The following is a 26,853-nucleotide window of genomic DNA, read 5'->3' on the forward strand; positions in this document are numbered from 1 at the left end:
TGCATCCCGCACGGTCAACGCCGAATGCGCTGATAGGGGAGCGAACCGCATAGGCGCATGCTGTGCGGTCACAACCCCTACACTGGAACTATGACTACTTACCCCGAACCCACCCTCATCTTTGAGAACCCCGAACTGACCGTCCGTGCGTTCAGCGTCTCCGAGATGGACAACAGCGTCTACCTCATCACCATGCGCGCCACCGGCGAGCAGGTACTCATCGACCCCGCAGACGACGCAGAAGAACTCTACGCCTACACCCTCGACGCGCTCCTGCACGACTGCCCGCAGCTCGAACTGGCAGACGGCGAAGAACGCCGCGTGCGCGTTATGGAGAGGGACGAGGACTTCAACTCCCTCAAGCCCCGCGCAATCGGTCTGACCGGCATCCTGGTCACCCACGGCCACTGGGACCACATCCGTGCCATTAAGGAGCTCGACCGCCTCACCGGTGCCGTCACCTCCGCAGGCGCCGCTGACGCAGCCGCTATTAAGGAGCAGGAAGACTACACCGTCGAAGAGGAGCTGACCGGCGGCGAAAGCTTCGACTTCTACCTCTCTGACACCGTCATCCGCGCCCTGCACGTGCCCGGCCACACCCCCGGATCCATCGTCTACACCCTCAAAACCACCTGGGAAGACGGCACTCCCGCAACCCTGCTGTTCACCGGCGACGCCCTCTTCCCTGGCGGCGTGGGCAAGACCGACTCCCCGCAGCAGTTCGGTGAGCTCTTCTCCAACGTGCTTGAAAAGCTCTTCGGTGGCTTCGACGATGATGCCATCGTGCTGCCCGGCCACGGCCGCTCCACCACCCTCGGCGACGAGCGCCCCCACCTGGAAGAGTGGGGAACCCGCGGCTGGTAAACCGCACGTGATGAATTGCGCCTCCTAGTCCGCCTCATATAAGTACTGCACCCTCATGCCTTCACCGGCCGCATAATCCCGCTGGTGAAAGGCGTGAGGGTGTAGAATTTAAATTCGAAGATAAGACGAAAGGATTTTCGATGACACCCCGCCCGGCACACGGTAGCACCGCACTCAAAGCGAACGACCTGACCAGTATCCGGGTTCAGGGTGCCCGCGAAAACAACCTCAAGAACGTAGACCTCACCATTCCGCGTGATGCGATGGTCGTCTTCACCGGCCTCTCCGGCTCCGGTAAGTCCTCCCTCGCCTTCGACACCATCTTTGCGGAAGGTCAGCGCCGCTACGTCGAGTCGCTGTCCTCATACGCGCGTATGTTCCTCGGACAGGTCGATAAGCCCGACGTAGACTTCATCGAGGGCCTCTCCCCGGCGGTGTCTATCGACCAGAAGTCCACCTCCAAGAACCCGCGCTCAACCGTCGGTACCATCACCGAAATCTATGACTACATGCGTCTGCTCTGGGCGCGCATCGGCCACCCGCACTGCCCCGAATGCGGTGAGGAAATCACCCAGCAGACCCCGCAGCAGATTGTGGACATTCTGCAGGAGTACCCCGAACGCACCCGCCTGCAGATTCTCGCGCCCGTCGTCAGCGCACGTAAGGGCGAGTTTGTGGACCTGTTCAAGGACCTGCTCACCCAGGGCTACTCGCGCGCCCGCGTGGACGGCGAAACCGTGCAGCTCTCCGACCCGCCCAAGCTCGCCAAGCAGTACAAACACACCATCGAGGTGGTCGTCGACCGCATCGTCATTAAGGACGGTATTCACCAGCGCCTGACTGACTCCATCGAAACCGCGCTCAAGCTCGCCGACGGCCGCGTGCTCATCGACTTCGTGGACCGCGAGCAGGACGACCCCGAACGCACCCGCTCCTTCAGTGAAAACCTCGCCTGCCCCAACAACCACCCGCTGCAGATCGACACCATCGAGCCGCGCGCCTTCTCCTTCAACTCGCCGTTCGGCGCGTGTAGCGCCTGCGACGGCATCGGCTCGCGCCTGGAAGTCGACACCGAACTGCTCGTACCCAACCCCGACCTGACCCTCGGTGAGGGCGCTATCGCCCCCTGGTCGCAGGGTAAAGCAACCACCGAATACTGGCTGCGCTTGCTCGCCGGCCTGGGGGAGGAGCTCGGCTTCGACCTGAACACCCCCTTCAAGGACCTGCCCGCCAAGACCCGCGCCGCCATCCTGGACGGCAAGGACTACAAGGTCGAGGTGTCCTACCGCAACCGTTTCGGCCGCGAACGCCGCTACACCTCCGGATTCGAAGGCGTGAAGGCATACATCAAGCGCAAGCACGAAGAAACCGAATCGGACTTCGCCCGCGACCGCTACGAACAGTACATGCGCCAGGTCGCCTGCCCCTCCTGCGGTGGCGCGCGCCTGAACCCGACCATCCTCGGTGTGAAGGTCGGCGGCAAGTCTATCGCAGACATTACCGACCTGTCCCTGGCTGACGCGCTCGCTTTCGTGCGTGGCCTGCAGCTCAGCGCCCGCGAAGCCAAGATTGGCGAGCAGGTCCTCAAGGAAATTGACGCGCGCCTGCAGTTCCTGCTGGACGTGGGCCTGGACTACCTGACCCTCTCACGCTCCGCCGGTACGCTCTCCGGCGGTGAGGCGCAGCGCATCCGCCTCGCAACCCAGATTGGTTCCGGCCTGGTCGGCGTGCTCTACGTGCTCGACGAGCCCTCCATCGGTCTGCACCAGCGCGATAACCGCCGCCTCATCGAAACCCTGACCAAGCTGCGCGATATGGGCAATACGCTTATCGTGGTTGAGCACGACGAAGACACCATGCGTGAAGCTGACTGGATCGTGGACGTAGGACCCGGCGCCGGCGAGCACGGCGGCGAAATCGTGCACTCCGGCAGCTTTGAAGAGTTGCTGAAGAACACCAAGTCCATTACCGGCGACTACATGGCTGGCCGCCGCAGCATTGAGGTGCCCGCATCCCGCCGCCCCGTGGACAAGGAACGTCAGCTAATCGTGCGCGGCGCCCGCGAAAACAACCTCAAGAACGTGACTGTGTCCTTCCCGTTGGGCGTGTTCACCGCGGTGACCGGTGTGTCCGGCTCGGGTAAATCCACCCTCGTCAACGACATTCTGTATACCTCCCTGGCGAACAAGCTCAATGGCGCCAAGCAGGTACCCGGCCGCCACAAGAGCATCGACGGCCTGGAACACCTGGACAAGGTCATTCACGTGGACCAGTCGCCCATCGGTCGTACCCCGCGTTCGAACCCCGCCACCTACACCGGCGTGTTCGACCACATCCGCAAGCTGTTCGCAGAGACCAGCGAAGCGAAAATGCGCGGCTACACCCCGGGTCGATTCTCCTTCAACGTCAAGGGCGGCCGCTGCGAGGACTGCTCCGGCGACGGCACCCTGAAGATTGAAATGAACTTCCTGCCGGACGTGTACGTGCCCTGCGAAACCTGCCACGGCAAGCGCTACAACCGCGAAACCCTCGAAGTGCACTACAAGGGCAAGACCATTGCCGACGTACTCGAAATGCCCGTGGAAGAAGCAGCAGAGTTCTTCGCCGCATTCACCCCGATTGCGCGCCACCTGAACACCCTCGTGGATGTGGGCCTGGGCTACATTCGCCTGGGCCAGCCCGCAACCACCCTCTCCGGCGGTGAAGCGCAGCGCGTGAAGCTCGCAACCGAACTGCAGAAGCGCTCCAACGGCCGCTCCATCTACGTGCTGGACGAGCCGACCACCGGCCTGCACTTTGAAGACATCCGCAAGCTGCTCGCCGTGCTGCAATCGCTGGTCGACAAGGGCAATAGCGTCATCACCATCGAGCACAACCTGGACGTGGTCAAGTGCGCCGACTGGATTATCGACATGGGCCCCGAAGGTGGTAGCGGCGGCGGCACCGTCATCGCCGAAGGCACCCCGGAACAGGTGGCTCAGGTGAAGGGCTCGCACACCGGCGCGTTCCTTGCCGAAATCCTGAGCTAGCCAAGAACTTGACCTAGAGGAAACCTACATGACTGATACTCAAGGAACCGAACCCACTCGGGGAGCTAAGGCAACCCGTGGCGCTGTGAACCGTGGTGCCGTGAATCGTGGTGCTGTGACCACCGCGGACCGTGCGCGGCACATCCTGCACACCCAGCTGGAGGCGGACTTTTGCCAGGCACCCGGCTCGATTAGCCGCGCCCTCGAAGAGCTACGCGACTACCCGGAAGCCGAGAGCCTGCCGCTGCTCGCCACCGTGCAGCCGCCCTCCGAGAAGATGGGTGCCGCACGCCGCCGCAACGACGACATTTGGGAGTTGCGCGTCGCCAACTATGCGAGCGTCGGCATTCTCTGCGCCAAGCATCCGCGCGTGCTCGACAGGGCAATCGACTACATGCTCGGCGATCAGTCGAACTGGCTGGGTGACTACGCGCCGCTGCGCCAGCTCAATGAACTGGTCACCCCCTACACGCTGCAGGTCAGCGGCACGAGCGTCTACTACACGCCCGGCCGCGCCCTGCTGAACTCGGTCGTACCCGAGGGTGTGCAGGCGCAGGAAGTGAAGTGCGCCGTGCCCGGTGTGGGCATGATGCGCCGCGTTGACCCCGCCGAACTGAAGGCGGCGCTGCTTGCCGAAATCACCGGCGAGCGCACCATCCGCAGGGAGGCAAACGCCTCCGCGGGGGCACTTGAGGTTGACCCGGAAGACACGGAGGCGCGCGTAACCCGCCTGCGCGTGGAGCTGCTGGACGCTGAGCAGATTGAGCGTTTCCGCGGGGATAAGCGCTACTCGAACGCGCTGGGCTTTAGCGTGACCCGCCCGGATGTGCTGGTGCTCGCCGCATACCCGGTGGAAGAGGATGCAGCTGATGTACCCGCGGCGGGGGAGAGCGACCCTGCGCTCGCAGACCCTATCGCCCTCGTGGGTGTGAGCGACGATTCGCCGATAATGCGCCAAATCGGTATCGATGTGCTGCCCGCCTGGCGCGGCGCCGGCATCGCCAGCGTGCTGGTGCGTGATGCCGCACGTCTGACCCTGGCGGAAGGGTACCTGCCGTTCTACGGTACGAGCCCCTCGCACATCCTCTCGCAGAGGGTCGCGATGAACGCCGGGCTGGTGCCGACCTGGTGGGAGTACGTCTCGACCAGTCTGAATGACCTGCCCATGGACTAGGTTTGCTTACAGACTAGATTTGCCCGCGCTAGGCATAACGGACATGCGCAAAAGCCCCCGAGATTCAGAGTCTCGGGGGCCTTTTGTCGCTGGTTTCGCGGGGCTCAGGCTTACGAGGGGGCCTGAGTTTCACGCGCCGTGAATTTCGCGTGCTAGTTTCGCGGGGCGGGGGTAGAACCTGACCGGTTACAGCTCCGCGCCGTTGCTGGCAATCACCTCGCGGTACCAGTGGAAGGACTTCTTACGGTAGCGCTCCAGGGTGCCGGAGCCATCGTCGTTGCGGTCCACGTAGATGAACCCGTAGCGCTTGGACATCTGCGCGGTCGAGGCGCTAATCGTGTCGATGCAGCCCCATGTGGTGTAGCCGAGCACGTTCACGCCGTCCTCGATGGCTTCACGCACCGCGCGCAGGTGCTGGCGCAGGTAGTCGATGCGGTAGTCATCCTCCACGGTGAGCTCACCGTTCACCTCAACCAGTTCGTCGCGGGCGCCCAGGCCGTTCTCCACGATGAATAGCGGCTTCTGCCAGCGGTCCCAATACTGGTTGAGGACCACGCGCAGGCCGGTCGGGTCGATCTGCCAGCCCCATTCGCTGGAGGGCAAGGTCGGGTTCGCCACGCCGCCGAGGATGTTGCCCTCGCCGCGCTCGCCTCGTGCCGGGTCGCCGGTCGCGCAGGTGGACATGTAGTAGCTGAACGACACGAAATCCACGGCGTTCTTCAGGTCCTCGCGGTCCTGCTCGGTGACGTTCAGCTCCACGCCCTTCTCACGCAGGGCACGCAGGAAGTAGCCGGGGTATGCGCCGCGCACGTGCACGTCACCGAACGCGAAGTTCGCCTGCTCCGTCTGCATGGCGGCGAGTACGTCGGTGGGGTCGGGGGTGAGCGGGTAGGTGGGCATGGCAAGAATCATGCAACCGACCTGGGCACCCGGTGCCAGTTCGCGTGCCGCAGCGGTGGCGCGTGCGGAGGCGACCAGCTCGTGGTGCATCGCCTGGTACAGGTCTGCGTCGCTGAGCTGATCCGCCGGGGTGTTAATGCCGCCGGACATGAACGGCAGGTGCAGCATCGAGTTGATTTCGTTGAAGGTCAGCCAGTACTTCACGCGCTTGCCGTAGCGGGCGAACACGGTGCGGGCGTAGCGTTCGTAGAAGCCGATGAGTTCGCGGCTGGTCCAGCCGTTGTACTGCTCCACCAGGTGCAGCGGGGTTTCGTAGTGGCTGAGGGTGATGAGCGGCTCCATGCCGTGCTTTTCAAGCTCGTCGAGCACGCGGTCGTAGAAAGCGAGGCCCGCCTCGTTCGGGGTTTCTTCGTCGCCGCGAGGGAAGATACGCGACCAGGCGATGGAGAAGCGGAACACCTTGAAACCCATCTCCGCGAGCAGGGCGATGTCTTCACGGTAGCGGTGGTAGAAGTCGATGCCCTCCAGCTTGAGGTTGTCCTCGGTGGGTTCCGCGGTGCGCGGGTACAGGCCGCCGGCGGGCAGCACATCCTGCAGGCTGGGGCCCTTGCCGTCTTCGTTCCAGGCGCCTTCGAACTGGTTGGCGGCGGTGGCGCCTCCGAAGAGGAAACCGTCAGGGAACGCGCCGAGCGGCTGCGGCTCGGTCAGCGCCGGGTTGTTACCGGTCTGGTTGTTGGGTAGTGCGGTGATGTGCTGGTCCTGATGCACGGCATCCTCCAGGGTGCTTTGGGTCTTGCTTCTACCCTAGCGGAGGGGGTGGGGGATTACTAGGATTTGCGCTGTTTTGGGACGTTAGCGGGCGCGCAAAAGCCCGGTGTTCTCACACGAAAATTCACGTGAGAACACCGGGCTTTTATACAGCGCTTTTACGCTGAGCTAGGCCGCCGCGGGGCCTGCGCTACTAGTTGGCGAAGCCGAGCGCGAACAGCCACGCGGTACCGACTACGCCCCAGACGACGAGGTTCACGATAGCCGCCATGAAGCCGATCTTGAACCATTCGCCCACACTGAAGTAGCCGGAACCGTAGTACACGCCCGCCGGGCCGGAGGCGTAGTGGGTGATGCCGCCAATCAGGTTGCCCATGAAGCCGAGGAACAGCGCCGCGAACATCGGCGGAACACCGGCAGCTACCGCCGCACCGAGGAACACGGCGTACAGTGCCACAACCTGCGCGGTGTTCGAAGCGAACATGTAGTGGATGAAGAAGTACGCCAGAACCAGAATCGCGAACGCCATGGGCCATGCCATGCCGCTGACGCTGTGCGCCGCCTGCTGACCGATCCAGTCGACGACCTTGAGCTTCTTCAGGTGGTCTGCCATGCCGACGAGCACGGCGAAGAAGATGAGGGTGGACCATGCGCTGGAGTTCTTCGCCATGTCCTTCCATGTCAGGACCTTAGTCACCAGCAGAATTGCGATGCCGAAGAATGCGGCGCTGGTGGCGTCAATACCCAGGGCGGTGCCGGTAATCCACAGGACCAGCAGCAGCACGAAAGTGCCGAGCATAATCCATTCCTTGGAGCTCATGGGGCCCATTTCGTGCAGTTCCTGGCGGGCGTGCTCGGGTGCGTCCGGGGTCTTCTTGATGGTCGGCGGGTAAATCTTCGACATGATCCACGGCATGACAATCAGCGCGGCAAGACCGGGAACGATGGCGGCCAGGGCCCAGGTACCCCAGTCGAGGTTGATGTTGTGGTCGTGCGCGAACTTCTGCGCCAGCGGGTTGCCCGCCATTGCGGTCAGGAACATGGCGGAGGTGATGGTGTTGACCTGCGCCTCGGTCATGAGCAGGTAGGAGCCGAGCTTACGGCGTGATTCGGGGGTTTCGTTGGTGGAGCCGTTGACCTCGGAGAGGGAACGGATAATCGGGTAAATCACGCCACCGGCACGCGCGGTGTTGGAGGGGGTGGCGGGGGCGAGAACCAGGTCGGTGATTGCCATACCGTAGGACAGGCCGAGGGAGGACTTGCCGAGCGCACGCACGAACAGCAGTGCGATGCGCTTGCCCAGGCCGGTGATGAGGAATCCGTCGGCGATGAAGAACGCAGCAACAATAATCCAGATGGAGGAGTTACCGAAGCCGGTCAGCGCCTCGTTCTTTGCCGCCATGGTGCCGGTAATCATTGCGGCACCCAGGCCGACGAGCGCCACGGACGGGGTCGGCAGCGGCTGCAGGATCAGGCCGAGGATGGTGCCGACGAAGATGGCGAGCATGTGCATGCCGCGCGGGTCGACGCCTTCGGGGGCGGGAACGAACCAGATGGCGAGGGTCGCTACGAGGATGATGGCAACGTGCAGGATCAGCTTGTTTCGCTGTTTGCGGGCTGCGCTCACCTCCTGGCTGGGGGCAGCGGCTGCTGCTGTGTTGGTGGACTGTGTCATGTCCGTACTCCTTATGTGAAACGTACAGTTTGGTCCGTGGTGGGTGGTTCCGTCACGGTGTGCGCGTTTCTTCTGCGTTGTCATGCTGTGTTGTGTACTTATGGCAATGTGTGGGATGCCACGTAGTCTTTTAATCGTAATGGGTTGGATTCACGGAGTGAAGAAAATCGGCATAAAAAATGTGAATATGGCGGGGCATATTGGCGGCTGGGATTCCGCGGGGTATCGGCGATGATTTTGCACAGATTCAAGGGGGAATCGGTGTGAGGCGTAGCGGGCGAGTGCCGCCTCCTGAGCTGCCTCTGGGTTGCTTCCGGGTTGCCTACAGGTCGCTCCTGAGACGCCCCACCGACCAGGCACCGTAAGTGACGGGCGTAACCGTAAAATAGGAACGTGCAAATTATTCGAGAGACCGGCCCTGATTCCGGCGACATCCTCATTCACCACGACCAGACGGTGCAGATGCTCCGCGAGGTGGCAACCGGCAAGCGCGAAGCCACCTTGCGCATGTATCAGCCGAACCCGACGGTCGCGTTCGGCCGCCGTGACGAACTGAACCCCGGCTTCGCGGAAGCCTCCGCGGCGTGTGCCGAGCACGGCTTTGAGGTGCTGGTGCGCAAGGTCGGTGGGCATGCCGCCGCCTACCATCAGGGGTGCCTGGTCGTGGACCATTTTCAGCCCGCCTCCGACGCCCGCAGCGGCAACACCCTACGCTACGAACTGTTCGGTTCCATGTACGCGCAGGCGCTCCGCGAGGTCGGCGTGGATGCGCGCATGGGCGAGATCCCGGGGGAGTACTGCCCCGGCGAGTATTCGGTGCACGCGCAGCTTCCCGCCTCCGCAGGTGGCGGCCGCATTAAACTGGTCGGCACCGCCCAGCGTGTGGTGACCGGCGGCTGGTGGTTTAGCACCGGCATCGTGGTCTCTGATTCTGCACCCCTGCGGGCGGTCACCGCGGATGTGTACCGTGCCCTCGGCATGGAGCTGGACCCCGCCACGGTCGGCGCGGCGCAGGACGCGAACCCCGCCCTGCTCATGGAAGACCTGGAAGACGCCATCGTTGAGGTGTACGCCCAAAACGGTTTTCACTAGGTTGTTTTATTTCTGACTTTTATCCGTAACTATTCGATATATCCCCACCTGAAGCGAAGGAGCATCCATGCGTTGGGCACAGATCAAAGACTCGAAGGGCAGCCGCGCGGTCTGCTTCTTCGAAGAGACCGTGTACGAGCTTCCGGCGAAGCTCAGCCCGCTACTGAATTTCTACAGCCGGTTCCGCCTGAACTTTGGCGACCCGAAGAACGCCGTGGCGATCCTGAAGGAGAACGGCGCGACCGTCATGGGCCACGGCGAGGAGCTGTGGAACTCCCTACCCTTTATTCGCCCGCTGGATAAGCCCGGCAAGATTGTGTGCGCCGGCCTGAACTACCGCGACCACGCCGCGGAAATGAACCTTGAGGTGCCCGAGCATCCGGCGCTGTTCGCGAAGTTCCCGAACGCGCTGATTGGCCCCGGCGAGCAGATCCGCATGCCCGCCGCCGACGGCACCGGCAGCACGAAGGTCGACTGGGAGGTTGAGCTGTGCCTGGTCGTGGGCGCTCGCCTGCGTAATGCCACGGAGGAGCAGGCGCTTGAGGCTCTGATGGGGTACACGGTCATGAATGATGTGTCGGTGCGTGACTGGCAGGGTCGTTCCTCGGAGTGGTTCCAGGGTAAGAACTGGGATGCGATGACTCCGTTCGGTCCGGTGATTGTGAGCCCCGATGAGGTTGACCCGGTTGCCGGTCTGGAGCTGGTCTGTGAGGTGGATGGTGTGGTGCGTCAGCGCGGCACGACGGCGGATATGGTGTTTACCCCGGTGCAGCTGCTGTCCTATATTTCGCGGTTTATGACCCTGGAGCCGGGTGATCTGGTGGCGACGGGTACTCCCGCCGGGGTTGGTTTATCGCTGCATCCGCGTCAGTGGTTGAAGCCGGGGCAGACGGTGCGCACCCGTATTGAGGGCATTGGTGAGCTGGTGAATGTCTGCTCGGAGGCGGGCGCGCTGTAGCTATCGTGCCCTGTAACTATCGTGCGCCGTAACTATTTTGCGCTGTAGCTAACCCGTGGCACCGTGGTTTCCCCTGGCTCTGTGAGCAACTGCGGATGAACCCACGTGAACCCACGCTGGGGGCTGTCGGCATCTGCTGCGGGGTGTACCCGCGGTAGCTATAGGTGAATATATATGCACTCCGCATGTGTTTTTGAGGCACATGCGGAGTGCTTTTTTGTGTCGGTAAAGCCCCCGGTGGGCGGCTTGGATTCGTTGCTGGGAGCTGCATGCGGCACCCCGTGTGGGGGCGTGGTGCGTTTGCATGGTTACACGCTGACAAACACATAGAAACTTTGAACTTTTACGTGAATTTTAGGGTTTTAGGTGGGTTTTGAGGGGTCTGCGAGGTGAAACGCAGGGTGCTTCTGCTGGGTGGCGGTTGCCAGAAATCGCTCTTTGAGGGGTGGTTGGTGCCCGTCTCAGTGCATGGGGTGCTATCTGCTCTCGGTGCAGAATCTCAGATTGTGGTCACGTGTGAGAAATTCAACAGGAAGTTTTGGCGCGTCTTTCAGGGAAATTCAAGGTTTAAGGTTTAGTTCCCTGTACGCATTTTTCGTTTTCTTCACATCGCCCTCGCTTGACTAGGAGTAAAGCCTAAACACTGCGGTGCAAATTCTGCGTCTTCAAACACCAATAAATGCACGAAGGTGCAAGGAGATGTGACTCTAAACCTGAACCTTTATCAAAAAATCGGTGCCCAAAATCACAAACTCGTTTTGCGTTCACCCAAAAGACTATGTAGGGTATGGGGATTATCTGAGAGTTTCCTGAGAACTCCTGCCAGAAGATCAGGACCCACCCGGGCACACCCTCAGATGCATATTTCACTCACGTCCGTGTTTGTTCATACAAACGCACTCACTCAAATAAGCCGACACGAACGAAAGAAAAACATGACCGCAACTGCATCCAAAAACCCGGCACAGCGCCCGGCAAACCGCCGCCGTGCCACCATCGCTGCCTCCGCAGCACTGGCAACCGTCATCACCGGCGCGAATCTCCCCGCGACCTTCGGTGCAACCGCCCCCATCCGCAACGTAGCCGGTACCACCTGCGTCGACGCAGGCTACCGCACCGTGCCAACCCTGGCGAACCTCACCAACGTGGCGCCCGGTCCGACCTGCTACTGGAACCCCGACCAGAAGGCACAGAGCATCGCGACCCTCGCACCGGTTAACTCCTCCCTCACCAAGGCGCAGCTGACCACCACCGAGAACACCTCGCCCCTGAGCGGCAAGCTCGCCCGCGATTCATTCGCCGCCAAGAAGCTCACCGGCACCGAAGCCGTCGCAGCCAATAGCAGCGAAATCAGCCGCACCTTCCTCGAATACTCCGCCGATGCGGGCAACCACCCCATCACCACCGCCATCAACGCGGGCACCGTGAAGAAGGACCGCGCCCAGACCGTCGGTGGCCACGAGAACATCCCGACCCTCGCCGTGAACTCCGCGAACCCGCACCAGGAGTACGTCGAGGTCGTCTCCCGCGATGGCCGCGTCAACGCCAGCGCGGAGAACAAGCGCATCCTCACCGGCGGCGTCCCGATCCCGAACTGGCTTGCCGAGGACCACGGCCTCTCCGGCGACCAGTCCGTCGCCCTGTACGATGAGGCGACCGGCATCTGGCGCTCCTACTTCAAGTTCGTTAAGGATGCAGACGCACAGACCTACACCAGCACCGCCCGCGTGCAGGTGGGCGGCGGCAACGCGTCCACCCCCAAGAGCGCAAAGATTCAGTACGATAATGTCGGCCGCGGCAACGCAGGCCAGACCGTCACCATCAACGCACCCGTGAGCATCGACGCGAAGTCCGGCAACGCCCGCACCTCCTACCCGATTGCTCGCGGCGCGAAGTTCCGCCTGGCAAAGAACGTGCCCGGCGCGTCCATCAACGAGACCACCGGCGAGATTACCTACAAGATTCCCGCAGGCACCCGCGGTACCGTGGACATCCCCGTTGCGGTTGACTACCCGGCGACCTACCACGTGTCCTCCGGCGGCTACATGCTCGCTAAGCCGAACTTCGGCGGCGTGGGCGAAGACAACTACTGGCTGACCCTCAAGAACGGCACCTCCTCCGTGGTGGGTATGGCGAACGAGCTCACCCAGATTGGTGTGGACGAGCTCAAGGCCGGCAAGATCAACCACATGGTGTCCATCACCGCAGCTGACTATGCGGCGCTGACCGCCTCCTTCCCCGCGAAGGGCACCGACGGCAAGCTGGACATGAGCAAGTACCCGAACGCGCCCCGCGCTGGCCAGCGCGGCTTCCTGCCCGCAAGCTTTGACGTGGAAGAGCACCTAGCAAACACCGGCCACGCCGACGACCAGCTCACCCGCATGATCCTGACCGCCATGAAGGAATACGGCTTCATCCTCACGGACCACAACCTCTTCACCAACGCATTCAACCTGGAGGCGGCAAGCTCCTACGCACCCTACGCCCGCCAGGGTAAGAACGTGTACAAGGAAGACCCGCAGCTGGCGGCAATGTTCGCAAACTTCGTTCCCAGCGGCTTCACCGGCAACCAGTTCCCCTGGCAGCAGGTGCAGTGGATGCCCGTGAACTACACTGAATCCGCTGAGAACACTGCACGCCGCAACACCGCCAGCGCAGATACCAGCGTGAAGTTCAAGTACCCCTCGGATTCCTACGGCAAGACCGGCACTGGCTCCGGCGTGTTCTACCAGCCCGCCGAGCACCACGCCACCGTCTACTCCGGCGAGACCGCAGTCGCGCAGAGCGTGCACCAGTCGCACAAGGTCTCCCCGAACTACCGTTACGCCCGCGACTACAACTTCCAGGAAATCCAGCAGACCCCTAACTTCCGCCCCAGCCGCTGGGTCAACAAGGAGAAGGTCAACACTGCTGGCGGCCAGTTCTCCAGTGCAGAGACCGGCATCCGTTTTGCCTCCAACGGCAAGACCGGCACCTACTCGATCGACCTGAACACCCACGACGTCACCGGCACCACCTGGGACCTGCGCCGCGACAACGGCACGAACATCACCGTGAACCGCACCGGCAAGGCACCCGCACGCATGTCCGATGTGAAGGCGAAGAAGGGCTCCGCCGCACAGCTGTACTCGATCCCGCTGAAGGTTCACGTGGTGGACAAGAACAGCCCCATCGCACGTGAGGACTCCGTCTCCCTGTACTCGGGCACCACCCAGAACGTGGCGGTCCTGAACAACGACGAAGCATCCTTCGGCGCATACAGCCGCGGCGAGACCGTGAAGAAGCTGGAGCTGCTCAACCAGCAAGGCCAGGTCGTCAGCGCATACAGCGATGAATACGGCACCTACCGCGTGGTGACCCTGCCGAACGGCACCCAGGGTATCGCGGTTTCCGCGAAGTCCAAGCAGGGCTTCGCACCGGTGGTCCGCTACCGCGCAGTGACCGACAAGGGCGTAAAGTCCGCTGAGGGTTACCTGCAGGTAGCAGTCGCCAACCGCTAAAGGCCTGCTAAGGTTGCATACCCGCGAGCATCAGCGCACATAGGGGAGAGGGGCACGCTCAAGAAAGCACGCCGCACAGGCGTCACTTCCTTGACGTGCCCCCTTTCCTGTACATAAGGTGAAAATACTATGACTCAGAGCCAGCACACAGACCAGACCGAAACCACCCACGCTCACTACGCCGCCGAGCAGGTAGCGAAGCACGTAGCCGAGCACACCGCGGAGCACGCCCACGAGGCGCCCGCCAACGCGCCCCTCCTCGAAGGCAGCGGCCCCAAAGACTGGGAGGAACAGTTCGGCGGATCCGTCGCGATTTTCTCGGCGCTCGCGAACCCGCTGCGCCTGGCGCTTGCGCATCACCTGATGCACCGCCCGCACAGTGTGAGCGAGTTGCACACCTGCCTGGGCATTTCGCAGCCGCTCGCCTCGCACCATCTGCGCATCCTGCGTGAGGCGCACGTGATTGACCGTGAGCAGCAGGGCCGCACCACCATTTACCGTCTGAAGGACGACCATATTAGCCACATTGTGGTTGACGTGTATGAGCATACGCGTGAGCATCATGCGGACTAGTTTGCCCTCAAGCTGAGCGTTGGCTGGGAGCCGTTGTAAGATGGTGTGTGTCCGTGCACCAGTACAGTGCGGAATAGTATGCGCACCGGCGGCGCCCCGAGTGGCACGCTTGCGCCTGAGTTAAGGAGACTTATGTCTGCCGCTGATTCTTCAGCAATTGTTATTAGCGTTTCTGGTGAGGAGCGCGAGGTCACCGCGAAGACTGCCGCTGAGCTGTTCGCTGACGACCCGAAGATTGTTGTGGCACGCGTGAACGGCGTGCTGGTTGATCTCTCCCACGAGCTGTCTGCTGGCGACTCCGTTGAGCCGGTTTTCATTCACGAACCGGACGGCCTGAACGTTCTGCGCCACTCCGCTGCGCACGTGATGGCGCAGGCGGTGCAGGAGTACCGCAAGGACGCCAAGCTGGGCATTGGCCCGTACATTACTGACGGCTTCTACTTTGACTTTGATGTGGCTGAGCCGTTCACTCCGGAAGATCTGAAGAAGATCGAGAAGTCGATGATTAAGATCATCAAGTCCGGTCAGCTGTTCCGCCGCCGTGTGGTCACCCACGACGAGGCTGTCGCCGAGATGGCGAACGAGCCGTACAAGCTGGAGCTGCTCTCCCTGACCCAGGGCCCCGGTTCTGGTGCGGATGCTGCCGAGGGCGCATCCGTGGAGGTCGGCGAGGGCGAAATCACCATTTACGACAACGTGCACCCGAAGACTGGCGAGACTGTCTGGAAGGACCTCTGCCGCGGCCCGCACCTGCCGAACACCAAGCTGATTGCTAACGGTTACGCCCTGATGCGTGCCGGTGGCGCGTACTGGCGCGGTTCTGAGAAGAACCCCATGCTGCAGCGTATTTACGGTACCGCTTGGCCGACTAAGGACGAGCTGGTGGCGTACAAGGAGCGCATCGCTGAGGCGGAGCGCCGTGACCACCGCCGCCTGGGCCGTGAGCTGGACCTGTTCTCCTTCCCGAAGACCATTGGTCCCGGCCTGCCGGTAATCCACCCCAAGGGTGGCGTGATTAAGCGCGAGATGGAAGACTACGTGCGCACCCGCCACATTCAGGAAGGCTTCCAGTATGTCAGCACCCCGCACATTTCGAAGGAAGACCTGTTCTACACGTCCGGTCACCTTCCGTACTATGCGGACGGTATGTTCCCGCCCATGGAGCTGGATAACGGTCATTACCGTCTGAAGGCTATGAACTGCCCGATGCACAACGAGATTTACCGTTCTCGTGGCCGTTCGTACCGTGAGCTGCCGCTGCGTTTCTTTGAGTTCGGCACCGTGTACCGTGACGAGAAGTCCGGCGTGCTGCAGGGCCTGACCCGTGTGCGCATGATTACTCAGGACGACTCGCACTCGTATGTGACGAAGGAGCAGGCACCGGACGAGGTGCGTCACCTGCTGAAGTTCATGCTGAGCCTGCTTGAGGACTTCGGCATGACTGACTTCTACCTTGAGCTGTCCACCCGCGACACTGAGGGTGATAAGAAGGATAAGTTCATCGGTACTGATGAGCAGTGGGAAGAGGCTACCGCGGTTCTGGAGCAGGTTGCGAAGGAGACCGGCCTGGAGCTCGTTCCGGATCCCGGTGGAGCTGCGTTCTACGGCCCGAAGATTTCGGTTCAGGCGAAGGACGCGATTGGCCGTACCTGGCAGATGTCGACCGTTCAATATGACTTCAACCAGCCGAGCCGTTTCGGTCTGGAGTACCAGGCTGCTGATGGCACCGTGCAGGAGCCGGTCATGATTCACTCGGCGAAGTTCGGTTCGATTGAGCGCTTCTTGGGTGTGCTGACTGAGCACTATGCGGGCGCGTTCCCGGCGTGGCTGGCACCGGTTCAGGTGATTGGTGTGCCGGTGGCTGAGGCGTTCAACGACTACATGACCGAGATTGCGGACAAGCTGCGTGCGCACGGTGTGCGTGTTGAGGTGGATTACGGCTCGGATCGCTTCACGAAGAAGATTCGTACCGCGTCTACTGAGAAGGTTCCGTTCATCCTGATTGCTGGCGGTGAGGATGCGGAGCACGGCGCTGTTTCGTTCCGTTTCCGCGGCAACAAGCAGGAGAACGGTGTGCCCGTGGATGAGGCTGTGGCACGTATTGTGGAGCATATCCGCAACCGCGTGAACGAAGACCCCAAGCCCAGCACGGAGGCTGCTGAGTAGTACTAGGCTTTCTGGGTCTAGCTCATATATAGAAACCACCCCCTTTGCGGCGACAAGCTGCGGAGGGGGTGGTTTCTTTGTGTATTCTAAAAAGAGGAGTGTTCCAGTCTAAAATTTTTCACCACGGTCTTATAATTGAAATGATGATTATATTTGAAAAATAATAACGACAAGGAATTATTTGGTCTATGTAATTAAATCTAGATATTTGGAAGGTGAAAGTGGAAGTAAATCTGTGGTTGTTTCCTGTTATTTTTATGGTCCATGAGATGGAGGAGATAGTAGGTTTCAGGGTATGGTTTGAAAAAATCTTGACCTAATAGAAAAATATAGCATCCTTCGAAAATTGTATAGAAACTTCAGTACTGAAGGGTTTGCGGTTGCGGTTCTTGAAGAATACGTGATATGTATTGCGGTGACCTATGTGGCTACAATATGGAAAATGTATGTAGTGTGGATAGGTGTGTTTATCGCATTCTTGATACATTTATTAATTCATATAGCGCAAAGCATCGTAGTAAGGAGGTATATTCCGTCGCTAATTTCAAGCATTGTACTTTTTCCGGGTAGTGTTTATTTAGTATATAGTTCCGTTGAATATTTGGGGCTTACTTTTGAAAGTATAGTTGCAGCATCCATTCTGTGTGTAATTTTAATGTTTCTAAATTTGATATTTGTTCACTGGATAATGGGGGTAGTGACTCGTAAAATTGATAATAAAACACAATGAAAAGATGTAGCACGAAACAACCGTCAGATTCCTCTCAATTTTGGCGATTTTCTCGATAGATCAATATTATGTATACTGTAGATATTTAATATAACCCTGAAATGGCGTATCGCTGTTGATTATTGAGGGAGCACGAGCGTATGAAGTCGAGTAAGTATGTTCCTGTTGGGATGCTGTTCTTGATCCTGGCAATTATCTTGAATGTAGTGTCAAATGTCAGCGACCTAGTGCTTGGGATTCTCTACGGCATCTCGATAGCAGTATTGATTATTGGACTATTGAATAGTCGAAAATAAGTGCTGCAACTGAGAAAAGGGGGCTGGGGGTCTTCCCGGTTTGGCCGCTCAGCTGGGAGTAGCTGCATGGAGCTGCCGAGGTGAATTATAAGCAACCAAGGAGGTATATTATGAAAAGTATTAGTTTTCAGAGCATTGGTGCTTTTATCCTCGTATTTTCTCTTTCCTGTCTGTTCTTGACAGTGATTCAGGGAATGGGAAATCTTTGTTCACCAAACGTTCTTATGATTTCCTTAGGTATGGGTTTGGTATCGGCTACCATGTACTTCTTTGCATTCAGGAATCATGACTAGTCAACCGTGCTATCTTAAAACATCTTAGAGGTAGGGCTATTGTCAGCCCTACCTCTCTTTTGTGTGTCTGTGTCATATGGTGTGTCTACGGTAGCGCCCTAGGGTTCGTTTGAAATCCTGTACTCGCACCTAGTTGTTCCCAATCTTTTTGCGCGACGGCGGCGGTCAAGCACGGTGCTTGCGCGGGTATACCTGTGCCTTCGCTATTACATAGTCGAAGAGAACCGACCCCTGAATAGTATTATGGAAAGCAACGCCGCTTACGAAGAAGCAACAGCCTTTATCGTAGAAGGTGCATTTGAAAGGATTGAAGAATGGCAAGCATCGAAGTGATGAAAGAACGAGCTCGCATCGCGGGACGCTTCAACCTGTCTGCCCGCCGCAATCCAGAACACCGCGCACTCGTAGCCCTAGCGGCTCAACGTGCCGGAGGAGAATGCCACGTCATCCCCGCTGCACCCGGCGAGAAAGTCGCTGACGTCTTCCGCCGCTCCCGTAACATCGCTGGAGAATCAGCCGTCATCATCGTCACCGAAATCAACGGAACGCTCTACGCCCAGATTATCCAAGCCCAACGCGTCCGAAACCTCGGACAAGACTCACGAGGCGTAACAACCGTTGCGAGCGCATCCGGTGTTGCCCAGCCAGAAACCGCACACGAAGACCTGACAATCGGCACCTTCCTGCAGTACGCACAGATGATCCCGAACGGCTCAGTTGTCCTAGAAAGCGACCTGAGCCCGGTGCAGGCAGCGGCGCAGACCGCACTGGGAGCCCACCTGGTCACTGCCTAAAGACAGCCTAGAAGGAAACAAGCATAAAAGGACCCGGCGGCTATCAATCAGATAGCCCGCCGGGTCCCTTCTTTATACGGTTGCTATGCGCTTAGCTCTGTTAGCGGGTGGTGCGTTCCAGCAGCTGCAACACGTTCTGGTAGGTGTGGCCGGTGCGGGCTGACTGCGGTTGACTGTGACCAGCTAAGCTGGCCGAACTGGCACCGAGCCTATATATAGAAACCACTCCCTTTGCGGCGACAAGCTGCGGAGGGGGTGGTTTCTTTGTGCACCTTGAGGAGGCGAGGGTAGGGGAGTGCGGGTGGGCGTAGAAAGTTGTGTTGTGAGGGGAGTTTTCCCTAGTCCGGGCGGGTGTCTTCGTGCTAGTGTAAGTGATGGCGCTAACGTTCGTTGCCGTTCGGATGTGCCGGTAACTGTACGATTCGGATAAGGACGTCTGGATATGATTTGAGCGCTTCACAGGCATTTGATCGTCAGATATTCTATCTACAAGTTTAAGGAGGAGATGCAATATTCACGTATGTAATAATTTAGCAAATTTGATTCAAAAAATTTGGACGCCTAAGGATAATTTAAGGAGTGAGACAATGAAGACATATATTTTGGCTTCAATTTTTACTGATAAAAAAAGTTTAGAAGAATTCGAAAATAATGATGGAAATAAAGAAAAATGCTGGATTTCAGGCGTACCCGATGTGAAATATTTTATAGAAAAGAAAAATAAAGACGGGGAAAGTAAAGATCTTGAAGGGCATACTTCCAATGCTGAGAAACGATGGGATAATTTTTCTGAGACTATTTGGCACCTACTGTATAAAGATAATCATAGATATTATACGGAGAAAATAAAAAGCCACCTCGAAGTGGAGGAGGCAAATGAAGTGTATAAGTATCCTGTTACCCGCATTCAAGTACTTCTAGCTGAAAAAAATATCTGTTTATCAGATGAAATTCCAGGGTTGGCAGTACTTGAGGTTGAGGTACCCAAAGAAGAAACAGGTAAAGAATTTAAAATCAATATTAAAAATGTGTACCAGTATCTTGCTAAAAATCAATTGATTCCTGGACTTAAAATTGATGAGGAAGCAAAAAGGGATATGGATGAATCCGAAGGCGATAAGCTGCGGAAATCTATGTGGAAAAAGAATATTAAAGATTTTATGTTTACAGTGCAAATTGCTAACTCATTTAATTCTTTTGGCTCATCTAATACCCCTAAGAAGATTATGGATATTGGACCATACTCCAGAAAAAAGTTTATCAATGAATTACACGTTCTTGTTGATAGCAAGGGAGCCTCATACGATGCGCAGAAAAAGTGGGAGAAAGAGAGTCCTAGAGGGTTGAATATTTTGGGGTCCGGTGATTGGTGTTTCTATGCTCGTTCAAAAGGTGTAGTCTACTATGTTCCCTTCCAACCTAAAGAGGTTGAGGAGGAATTTTTGCCGCACTTTTTCCAAGGGTATGCGGAATCATTCCATTTGGATGCGATAATGCTGTCGATTTTAAAAAATATCCTTGTAACATATTATACAAATCAAATTCAAGATCGCATTAAATCAGGCGACAATCTAGCAATTAAGGAGATTAATAACACTATTAAAAAAATGTATATTATGTATGATATGGGTCGTACGGTTCCGCGAGGTGGGCAGCATAACATTGTTATGGCAAAGGTTGAATATGCTCTCCATTTTCAAGATAACCTAAATGTTCTAATTGATTCTACCGAAAGGATTGAAGAGGCTAACTCTGTGCAACGACAGGAAAATCTTGCTATTAGTCAAGAAAAACTCGCAAAGAGTCAAGAAGAACTTGCAAGGTATGCATTGTTAGTAGCGATGGTAATGATTATTCCTGGCGCGGTTTCATTTTTGAATGATGGTTCATCAGTCTTGAAAGATATCGGCATTCCCTGTCCACTCTGCTTGACTTGGACAAGTTTGGTTATTGTTATTGTGATTGCATTCATTATTTATAAACAAATTGAAGAAAAGGGAGGTAAGTAAAGTGCGTAAAAATTTACTAAATCTGGTCCGAAATATTTTTATAAAAACGAAGGTTAGTGACATGAATGCTGGGACTTTAGGCGATAAAGAAATGAATAGTGATAAAGAATTTATTAATTATCTTGAAAAATGTCTTGACTCTTTGATTGAAAAATTAGATGGTGAATTTCTTGAAAACTGCTGTATGGAATGTGCTTCCAAAATAGTTCCAAGATTTTTCCCTGATGTAAATGATATGACTCGTAGAATGTTAGTTAAGATATATGCAATAAAAGGTTCAGATCCTGGGGGGTGTATTGGTCCGCTTGGAAATCCTCATGGATGGGTATATGGAGAGTATAAAAGTGAATCTGAAATGAACAGGATTATTAAAGAAAGGGGTAATCAAAAAAATCCAGACATATTTGACGGTGGAATGCTTGGTTCTCATAGTGATTTAGGCAATATTCTATTACCCGTAAAGAATGCGCTATGGAAAGATCCTGACTCGAGCCTCTTTTCCATACACAGTGCAGTATATTGTTCATTTTTACGTCAAATAATTCTAAGTCAACTTCTACAAGATGTTAAATTTGCAAAGATTCGATACATCTTATCTAATGGATTATCTCAAGATCAAAAATCTATTGCTTATTCTGATGGTCTATCTAGACTAAAATCAATGCGAGTTAGGTTTTCGTGGGTTAGCTTTAAAATTATAGATATAATGCTCCAGGTTAAACAATTCTCTAAAATTCAGAAAATACTGGAACGGAATTCTGATGAGCAGCCCAGGGCTCTCCAATATATATTTTCTGAATATTTGAAGGAAATGGGAAGTATCATAAGTAAGAGGGGAGAAGAGAAAACTGGGAGCTTTGACTTCATCGATTATCTATCCAAAACTCAGGGTGAATTAAGGGAAAAATATAATCTAAAAGATATTGTAAGCCTTGACTCTTGGTATGCCAGCAGCGATGAGATTGTCCAGTTTATTAAGTATAAGAGTGGAGATGTATATATGTGTGATGGGCACGAGGCTACTATGGGACTCTATAAAATTCTTTTTAATAAACTAGATAATAGGTCTGGGGACCGTGGGGAAGCATTTGAAAATGTTGTACTGGAATTTTTTCGCAGTTACCTTAATCCTGATTGTGCTGACTCTTTCTATATTAAGAAGAAGGACAATAACGAGACTGATGTTGTAGCTTGGGGGTCAGCCGAAAGAGTCGTGATACTTGGTGAATGCAAAATGAATCAGAGATATAGTAGCCTTAAGGTATCTGCAGAGCGATCTGTGGGTTCCGGGGGTTATATTACAAAATCTGTTGCCCAATTAATAAAACGTAAAGAGCTAATTGAAAATGGAGAGGAGTTAAAACCCGTTATTTCTGGAAATTACGGTATTCCTAATGATATTAAAGAATACGATATTATTTCTTTGTCTATTCATGCTTCAGAGTATATTGCTCCGATGTGTCGGGATGGAGTGCATATAGTCTCTCTCGAAAGTCTGGTTATGATTCTCAGGTCAATAGACGGAATCAAAGACTTTCAGAAGTATATGTCTTTCAGGAAAGAATGTATACATAAAAATAGGGGAATGGAATTTGATGAATTTGATATTCTTTATGCCTTTTGTAAAGGTGTTACCGATCCGGAAAATCTGCAATCCTACCAATGTCACTCAGTCTTGATGCCTTTTGACATTTCTGATAATGGATGGCGTAGATTTATGAAGGGGGAGGGTAAGTATAAAAATTTAGTTTGGCAGATATAAATATATTATCGATTGCTGGTGAATTGATTACTGTATTACATTCCAAAGGAGGAAAACTATGAGTGATAACAACAAGAGGGATCACACAATTCCCGCCTGTGTCATTGGGCGTTTTACAAAAGAGAAATCTGAAAAAGGCTGGAGATGGCAGCGGGTCTGGGCCCGGTTTATCAACCAGGAGAAATATGCGCACCTTGATAGCGAGAATAAAGGTTACGCTGAAGTTGAAGCAGATGAGATTGGATGGTATAGAGGAATATATGACCCAAAATCTGAAACTGTCCTATATGAACTCTCTGACCATGAGAAAATCCCGCATTTAGATTATGAATTTAAGGATATTGAGGGTTCCATCTATAAGTTTGTAAGTGTTTTTGAGAAAAAAGGAGACCTGCATAAGGGGCAATATGAGAAGCAACTTGTTCCATACGTTTCCAGTCTATTTATAAGACCAAAATTTATGGGTGATATGATTGAAAGAGCTCTTCATTCATTATATCCTGCCAGTCATTCTGTGAATCTGGATGAAATTCAAGAATCTGCTAATGTCTCTAGAAAGAATTGGTATCGACATTATTTAGATAGCTATATTTATAAGTATTCGATACGCGTATTAAAAGATTCTAAGAAACGCTTTATACTTCCTGATATAGGAATATATCCTATGCTTACTGGGGAGAGAAGTGCTCCAGCCTTGGTTGTTCCTATATCTGCGAGTATTGCAGTTATGTTTGTGCGAGATGAGGAGCCACCTTTGGAAGGAGTCCATAGTGACTTGGTTCCTATGTCCTATCACGACATAACAAATCACCTAAGTTTGCTTAATGATTTAAATAATGAAGCGGTGAAGTGTTCGAGGGATTTTTATGTTGCATCAGACTTAGAGTTACTTCAAAATTACCTGTCTCAATCGCAACATCCTGACGAATATCTATATGCATACCTTTTCTATGAGATTAATAATGAGCAACCACGAGGGAATCTTAGTGTTCGTTTTGGATTTATGGGCACTCCATAATTTAATATATAAAGAGTTACAGCTGTGATAGGTAATAATTTTAACCATTATTCATTTGTTTATAGGATGTTGGGCGCTGATGAAGATTTTAAAAAATATAAAAATAAAGGTGAAATATTGTTGAAAGATGATTAAACTGTATCGTCCTTCTTTTATCCTATAAATGTGATTACTGGTATACATAAGGGACCCGGCAGGCTATCCATTAGATAGCCCGCCGGGTCCCTTCTTTATACCGCTGCTATGCGCTCAACCTTTTAGCGGGTGGTGCGTTCCAGCAGCTGCAGCACGTTCTGGTAGCTGTGGCCGGTCGCCTCCGTCATGCCCTGCTCACAGGTGCGGTTCGCCGAAATGTATGCGGCAAACTGCTTCTGCTCGCTCAGCTCAGAAGCCTCAGCCTCCGTAGCGCTCGCAGTCAGCTCGGGGTGCAGCATACCGCGGTCACCCGCATAACCACAGCAACCCCAGTGCTTCGGCACGTACACGTCGTCACTCATCGCGTTCGCAATCTTCTCAAACGCAGGCTGAGTACCCAAGTGAGTCATGGAGCAGGTCGGGTGCAGTGCAACCGACGGCAGGGGAGCAGACACGGTCAGCTTGTTCAGCATGTTATCGGCGGCGAACTGCACCGCATCGTACATGCGCAGACGCGAGTAGTCCGGCTCACCCGGCTTCAGGCCGTTCACGATCTTGTGCTCAAGCGCCTTAATAACCTTCTCGCGCATCACCTCAAGGCCCTCAGTACAGGACGAAGCGTCACACACGACCGGCAGGCGGCCACCGTCAGTAGCCTCCCACAGGGACTTCAGCACACGGTCGCTCATGATCGAGTAGCCGTCGGTGAAGCCCTTCGACTTCCACGGGGTAGCACAGCACATCTCACCAATATTGTCCGGGATGCGGTACTTCACGCCGGTACGCTCGCACAGGCGGATGAACGCCTGGGTTGCGTTGACCGGGTCATGCTTGCCGTCGCCGTCCACGCCGCCGAACATGGAGTTCACGCAGGCGGGGAAGAACACAATCTCAGCGGTTGCGTCCTTGTGCGGCTTACGTGCCGGGCCGCCGACCGGCAGGCCCTTCTTGTAGGAAGGAACCGTGTCGTCACCCATGACCTTACGGGCAATGTTGGTGGTGCCGTGCACCACGGGGAACGGCAGCTTCTTAGCCACAGTCAGGGACTTACCGGCAACCTTATCCATGATGCCCCACTGCTGTGCGGCGACCTTCCAGCCGGCGGCGGCCAGCTTGTCCTGGTTCTCAGAACGCAGGCGGCGAATCAGGTCACCAGTGTTAATGTTCACGGGGCAGCGGGTCTGGCACATGCCGTCCACGGCGCAGGTGTCGATGCCGTTGTACTCGTACTCCTTGCGCAGACGCTCGGCGAGCTCGTGGTCGCCGTTCGCCTCAGCGGCAGCAATCTCACGGCGCATCACGATGCGCTGGCGCGGGGTCAGGGTCAGGTTGCGGGAGGGGCAGACCGGCTCGCAGTAGCCGCACTCCACGCAGCGGTCGACTTCTTCCTCTACGGTTTCGGCAACCTTCAGGTCGGTCACGTAGTCGGTGTCCGGCTCGGCGAGCAGAACACCGGGGTTCATGAAGCCCTTCGGGTCAATGAGGCGCTTAATCTGGCGCATCACGTCGAAGAGTTCCTCACCGAACTGGCGGCTCACGAACGGCGCCATGATACGGCCGGTACCGTGCTCAGCCTTCAGCGAGCCGTCAGCGGAAAGGATCAGCTGAACCATTTCTTCGGTGAAGTCGCGGTAGCGGTCCAGCTGCTTCGGGTCGCGGAACTGCTCGTTCAGCATGAAGTGGATGTTACCGTCCTTCGCGTGACCGAAGATCACGGAGTCCTGGTAGCCGTGTGCGTCGAACAGCTTGGTCAGGTCGCTACAGGTGTTACCCAGAACCTCAACAGGAACAACCACGTCTTCAAGCAGTGCGTTAGTGCCGGAGCGGCGGTTACCCGCAACGGTGGTGTACAGGCCGCGGCGTGCCGCCCACAGTGCGTTACGCTCAGACAGCTTGCTGGTCATCGACACCGGCGAAGCCACCGGCAGGCTCTTAAACATGGGTGCTGCAGCGGCAGCCAGGTCGCTCAGCTCCTGCTCGGAGTTGCCCTGGAACTCAACCAGCAGGGCGGCGTGGTCCTTCACGTCGATGGCGGCGAGCGCCTCCGCAGCCTGACCGGTACGCTGAGCCACACGAATACTGGTGGCGTCCATCAGCTCGACGGTAGCGAGCTTGTTAGCAACCAGTTCGGGCACAGAGCGTGCAGCATCAATCAGGTTGTCGAACACGAGCAGGCCGGTGGAAATGTTCTTCAGAATCGGCAGGGTGCGGTAGGTAGCCGAAGCAACAAAACCGAGGGTACCCTCCGAACCAATCAGCAGGTGCTGCAGAATGTCGACGGGGGTCTCGAAATCGACCAGGGAGTTCAGACCGTAACCCATGGTGTTCTTCATGGAGTACTGCTGGCGAATCTTCGCCATGGACTCGGGGTTCTCAAGCACGCGCTTGCGCAGGCGCAGCAGGCCCTCGTGGATTTCGGGTTCAAGGGAGCGCAGCTTCTGGTCAGCGTCCGGCTCGGCGGTGTCGATGATGGTGCCGCTGGGCAGCACGAACACCATGGAGTCCAGGGTGTTGTACGTGTTGTACTTGGTGCCCGAAGACATGCCGGAGGAGTTGTTCGCAACCACACCACCGATGGTGCAGGCGGACCAGGATGCGGGGTCGGGGCCGAGCTTGTAGCCGTAGGGTGCCAGGTAGTTGTTGACCATCATGATGGTCGCGCCGGGCTGCACACGAACCTTCTTGCCATCTTCAAGGACCTCAATCTTCTTGAAGTGGCGGCGGGTGTCGACCATGAGGCCGTCACCGCTTGCCTGGCCGGAGAGGGAGGTGCCGCCGGAGCGGAAGGTGAGGGGCAGGCCGAGGTCGCCGGCTGCGCGGAAGATGTTTGCGACGTCTTCGGCGGAGTCGGGGCGAATCAGGCCGGCGGGCACGAGCAGGTAGTGGGATGCGTCGTGCGAGATTGCCAGGCGTTCGAGTTCGGAGACGCTGGATTCGACGGCTTCTGCGCGTGCATCGGAGAGTAGGCGCTTGAGGGTGTCCTCGTAGGGGGACTTGAGTGCTTTGGAAGTGTTTGACACAACGGTGGTCATGATGAATCTCCTTAGTGAGACTGTCTTACCTTTCAGTATGTGCTCTTGAACACCGTCTTTTCCGCTTAGCTATGGCTAAGCTTGG

General features: G+C 56.1%; 16 protein-coding genes. 13 read left to right on the forward strand and 3 right to left on the reverse strand.

Translation table 11 applies throughout. The features are described from left to right. Window positions 1–90 precede the first annotated feature (90 nt). The 3 genes from HMPREF2919_RS04480 (at window position 91) to HMPREF2919_RS04490 (ending at window position 5,067) form a co-directional block, all read left to right on the forward strand. A complete protein-coding gene (locus HMPREF2919_RS04480; RefSeq protein WP_049350116.1) occupies window positions 91–864 on the forward strand; it encodes an MBL fold metallo-hydrolase in 774 nt (257 codons plus the stop codon). 140 nt (window positions 865–1,004) lie between these two features. Beyond that, window positions 1,005–3,893, forward strand: coding sequence for an excinuclease ABC subunit UvrA (gene uvrA, locus HMPREF2919_RS04485; protein WP_070642446.1), 2,889 nt, complete (start codon window positions 1,005–1,007; stop codon window positions 3,891–3,893). A gap of 28 nt (window positions 3,894–3,921) precedes the next feature. Beyond that, window positions 3,922–5,067 (forward strand): GNAT family N-acetyltransferase, encoded by a 1,146-nt coding sequence (locus HMPREF2919_RS04490; protein WP_070666422.1) that lies wholly within the window; start codon window positions 3,922–3,924, stop codon window positions 5,065–5,067. 186 nt (window positions 5,068–5,253) lie between these two features. Here HMPREF2919_RS04490 and HMPREF2919_RS04495 read toward each other — a convergent pair whose 3' ends face one another. Beyond that, window positions 5,254–6,735, reverse strand: a complete 1,482-nt coding sequence (locus HMPREF2919_RS04495) for a glycoside hydrolase family 1 protein (RefSeq protein WP_070666425.1) — start codon at window positions 6,733–6,735, stop codon at window positions 5,254–5,256. A gap of 193 nt (window positions 6,736–6,928) precedes the next feature. After that, the gene (locus HMPREF2919_RS04500) at window positions 6,929–8,410 is read right to left on the reverse strand and encodes an anion permease (protein ID WP_070666428.1); all 1,482 of its coding nucleotides are present in this window, start codon (window positions 8,408–8,410) and stop codon (window positions 6,929–6,931) included. A 393-nt stretch (window positions 8,411–8,803) separates the two neighbouring features. On the opposite strand from HMPREF2919_RS04500, the gene HMPREF2919_RS04505 reads away from it, so the two are divergent. The 10 genes from HMPREF2919_RS04505 (at window position 8,804) to HMPREF2919_RS09130 (ending at window position 23,601) form a co-directional block, all read left to right on the forward strand. After that, window positions 8,804–9,502, forward strand: coding sequence for a lipoate--protein ligase family protein (locus HMPREF2919_RS04505; RefSeq protein WP_070506180.1), 699 nt, complete (start codon window positions 8,804–8,806; stop codon window positions 9,500–9,502). Window positions 9,503–9,569: 67 nt separating this feature from the next. Further along, the gene (locus HMPREF2919_RS04510) at window positions 9,570–10,460 is read left to right on the forward strand and encodes a fumarylacetoacetate hydrolase family protein (protein WP_070666431.1); all 891 of its coding nucleotides are present in this window, start codon (window positions 9,570–9,572) and stop codon (window positions 10,458–10,460) included. Window positions 10,461–11,395: 935 nt separating this feature from the next. Then, entirely contained in the window at window positions 11,396–13,960 is a 2,565-nt protein-coding gene (locus tag HMPREF2919_RS04515) for a Rib/alpha-like domain-containing protein (protein WP_070666434.1), read from the forward strand. A gap of 129 nt (window positions 13,961–14,089) precedes the next feature. Further along, window positions 14,090–14,533 carry an ArsR/SmtB family transcription factor gene (locus HMPREF2919_RS04520; protein ID WP_070666438.1) on the forward strand — a complete coding sequence of 148 codons (444 nt, stop codon included), beginning with the start codon at window positions 14,090–14,092 and terminating at the stop codon, window positions 14,531–14,533. 132 nt (window positions 14,534–14,665) lie between these two features. Beyond that, window positions 14,666–16,699, forward strand: a complete 2,034-nt coding sequence (gene thrS / locus HMPREF2919_RS04525) for a threonine--tRNA ligase (protein WP_070666440.1) — start codon at window positions 14,666–14,668, stop codon at window positions 16,697–16,699. 346 nt (window positions 16,700–17,045) lie between these two features. Next, a complete protein-coding gene (locus tag HMPREF2919_RS09360; RefSeq protein ID WP_210398963.1) occupies window positions 17,046–17,429 on the forward strand; it encodes an HXXEE domain-containing protein in 384 nt (127 codons plus the stop codon). Window positions 17,430–18,332: 903 nt separating this feature from the next. Further along, window positions 18,333–18,812: a hypothetical protein gene (locus HMPREF2919_RS09275; RefSeq protein ID WP_246824050.1), complete on the forward strand. Its 480-nt coding sequence runs from the start codon at window positions 18,333–18,335 to the stop codon at window positions 18,810–18,812. Between the two features lie 587 nt (window positions 18,813–19,399). Further along, a complete protein-coding gene (locus HMPREF2919_RS04545; RefSeq protein WP_070666443.1) occupies window positions 19,400–20,821 on the forward strand; it encodes a hypothetical protein in 1,422 nt (473 codons plus the stop codon). 61 nt (window positions 20,822–20,882) lie between these two features. Then, complete coding sequence (locus HMPREF2919_RS09125; RefSeq protein WP_141754838.1) at window positions 20,883–22,583, forward strand: DUF234 domain-containing protein; 1,701 nt, start codon at window positions 20,883–20,885, stop codon at window positions 22,581–22,583. Between the two features lie 58 nt (window positions 22,584–22,641). Then, a complete protein-coding gene (locus HMPREF2919_RS09130) occupies window positions 22,642–23,601 on the forward strand; it encodes a hypothetical protein (RefSeq protein ID WP_141754839.1) in 960 nt (319 codons plus the stop codon). A gap of 257 nt (window positions 23,602–23,858) precedes the next feature. Here the strand turns inward: HMPREF2919_RS09130 and HMPREF2919_RS04555 are convergent, their stop codons facing one another. Then, window positions 23,859–26,768, reverse strand: coding sequence for an FAD-binding and (Fe-S)-binding domain-containing protein (locus tag HMPREF2919_RS04555; protein WP_070643493.1), 2,910 nt, complete (start codon window positions 26,766–26,768; stop codon window positions 23,859–23,861). Window positions 26,769–26,853: the final 85 nt, after the last annotated feature.

The organism is Rothia sp. HMSC068E02 (genome assembly GCF_001813565.1).
In the GTDB taxonomy this organism is placed as follows: Bacteria; Actinomycetota; Actinomycetes; order Actinomycetales; family Micrococcaceae; genus Rothia.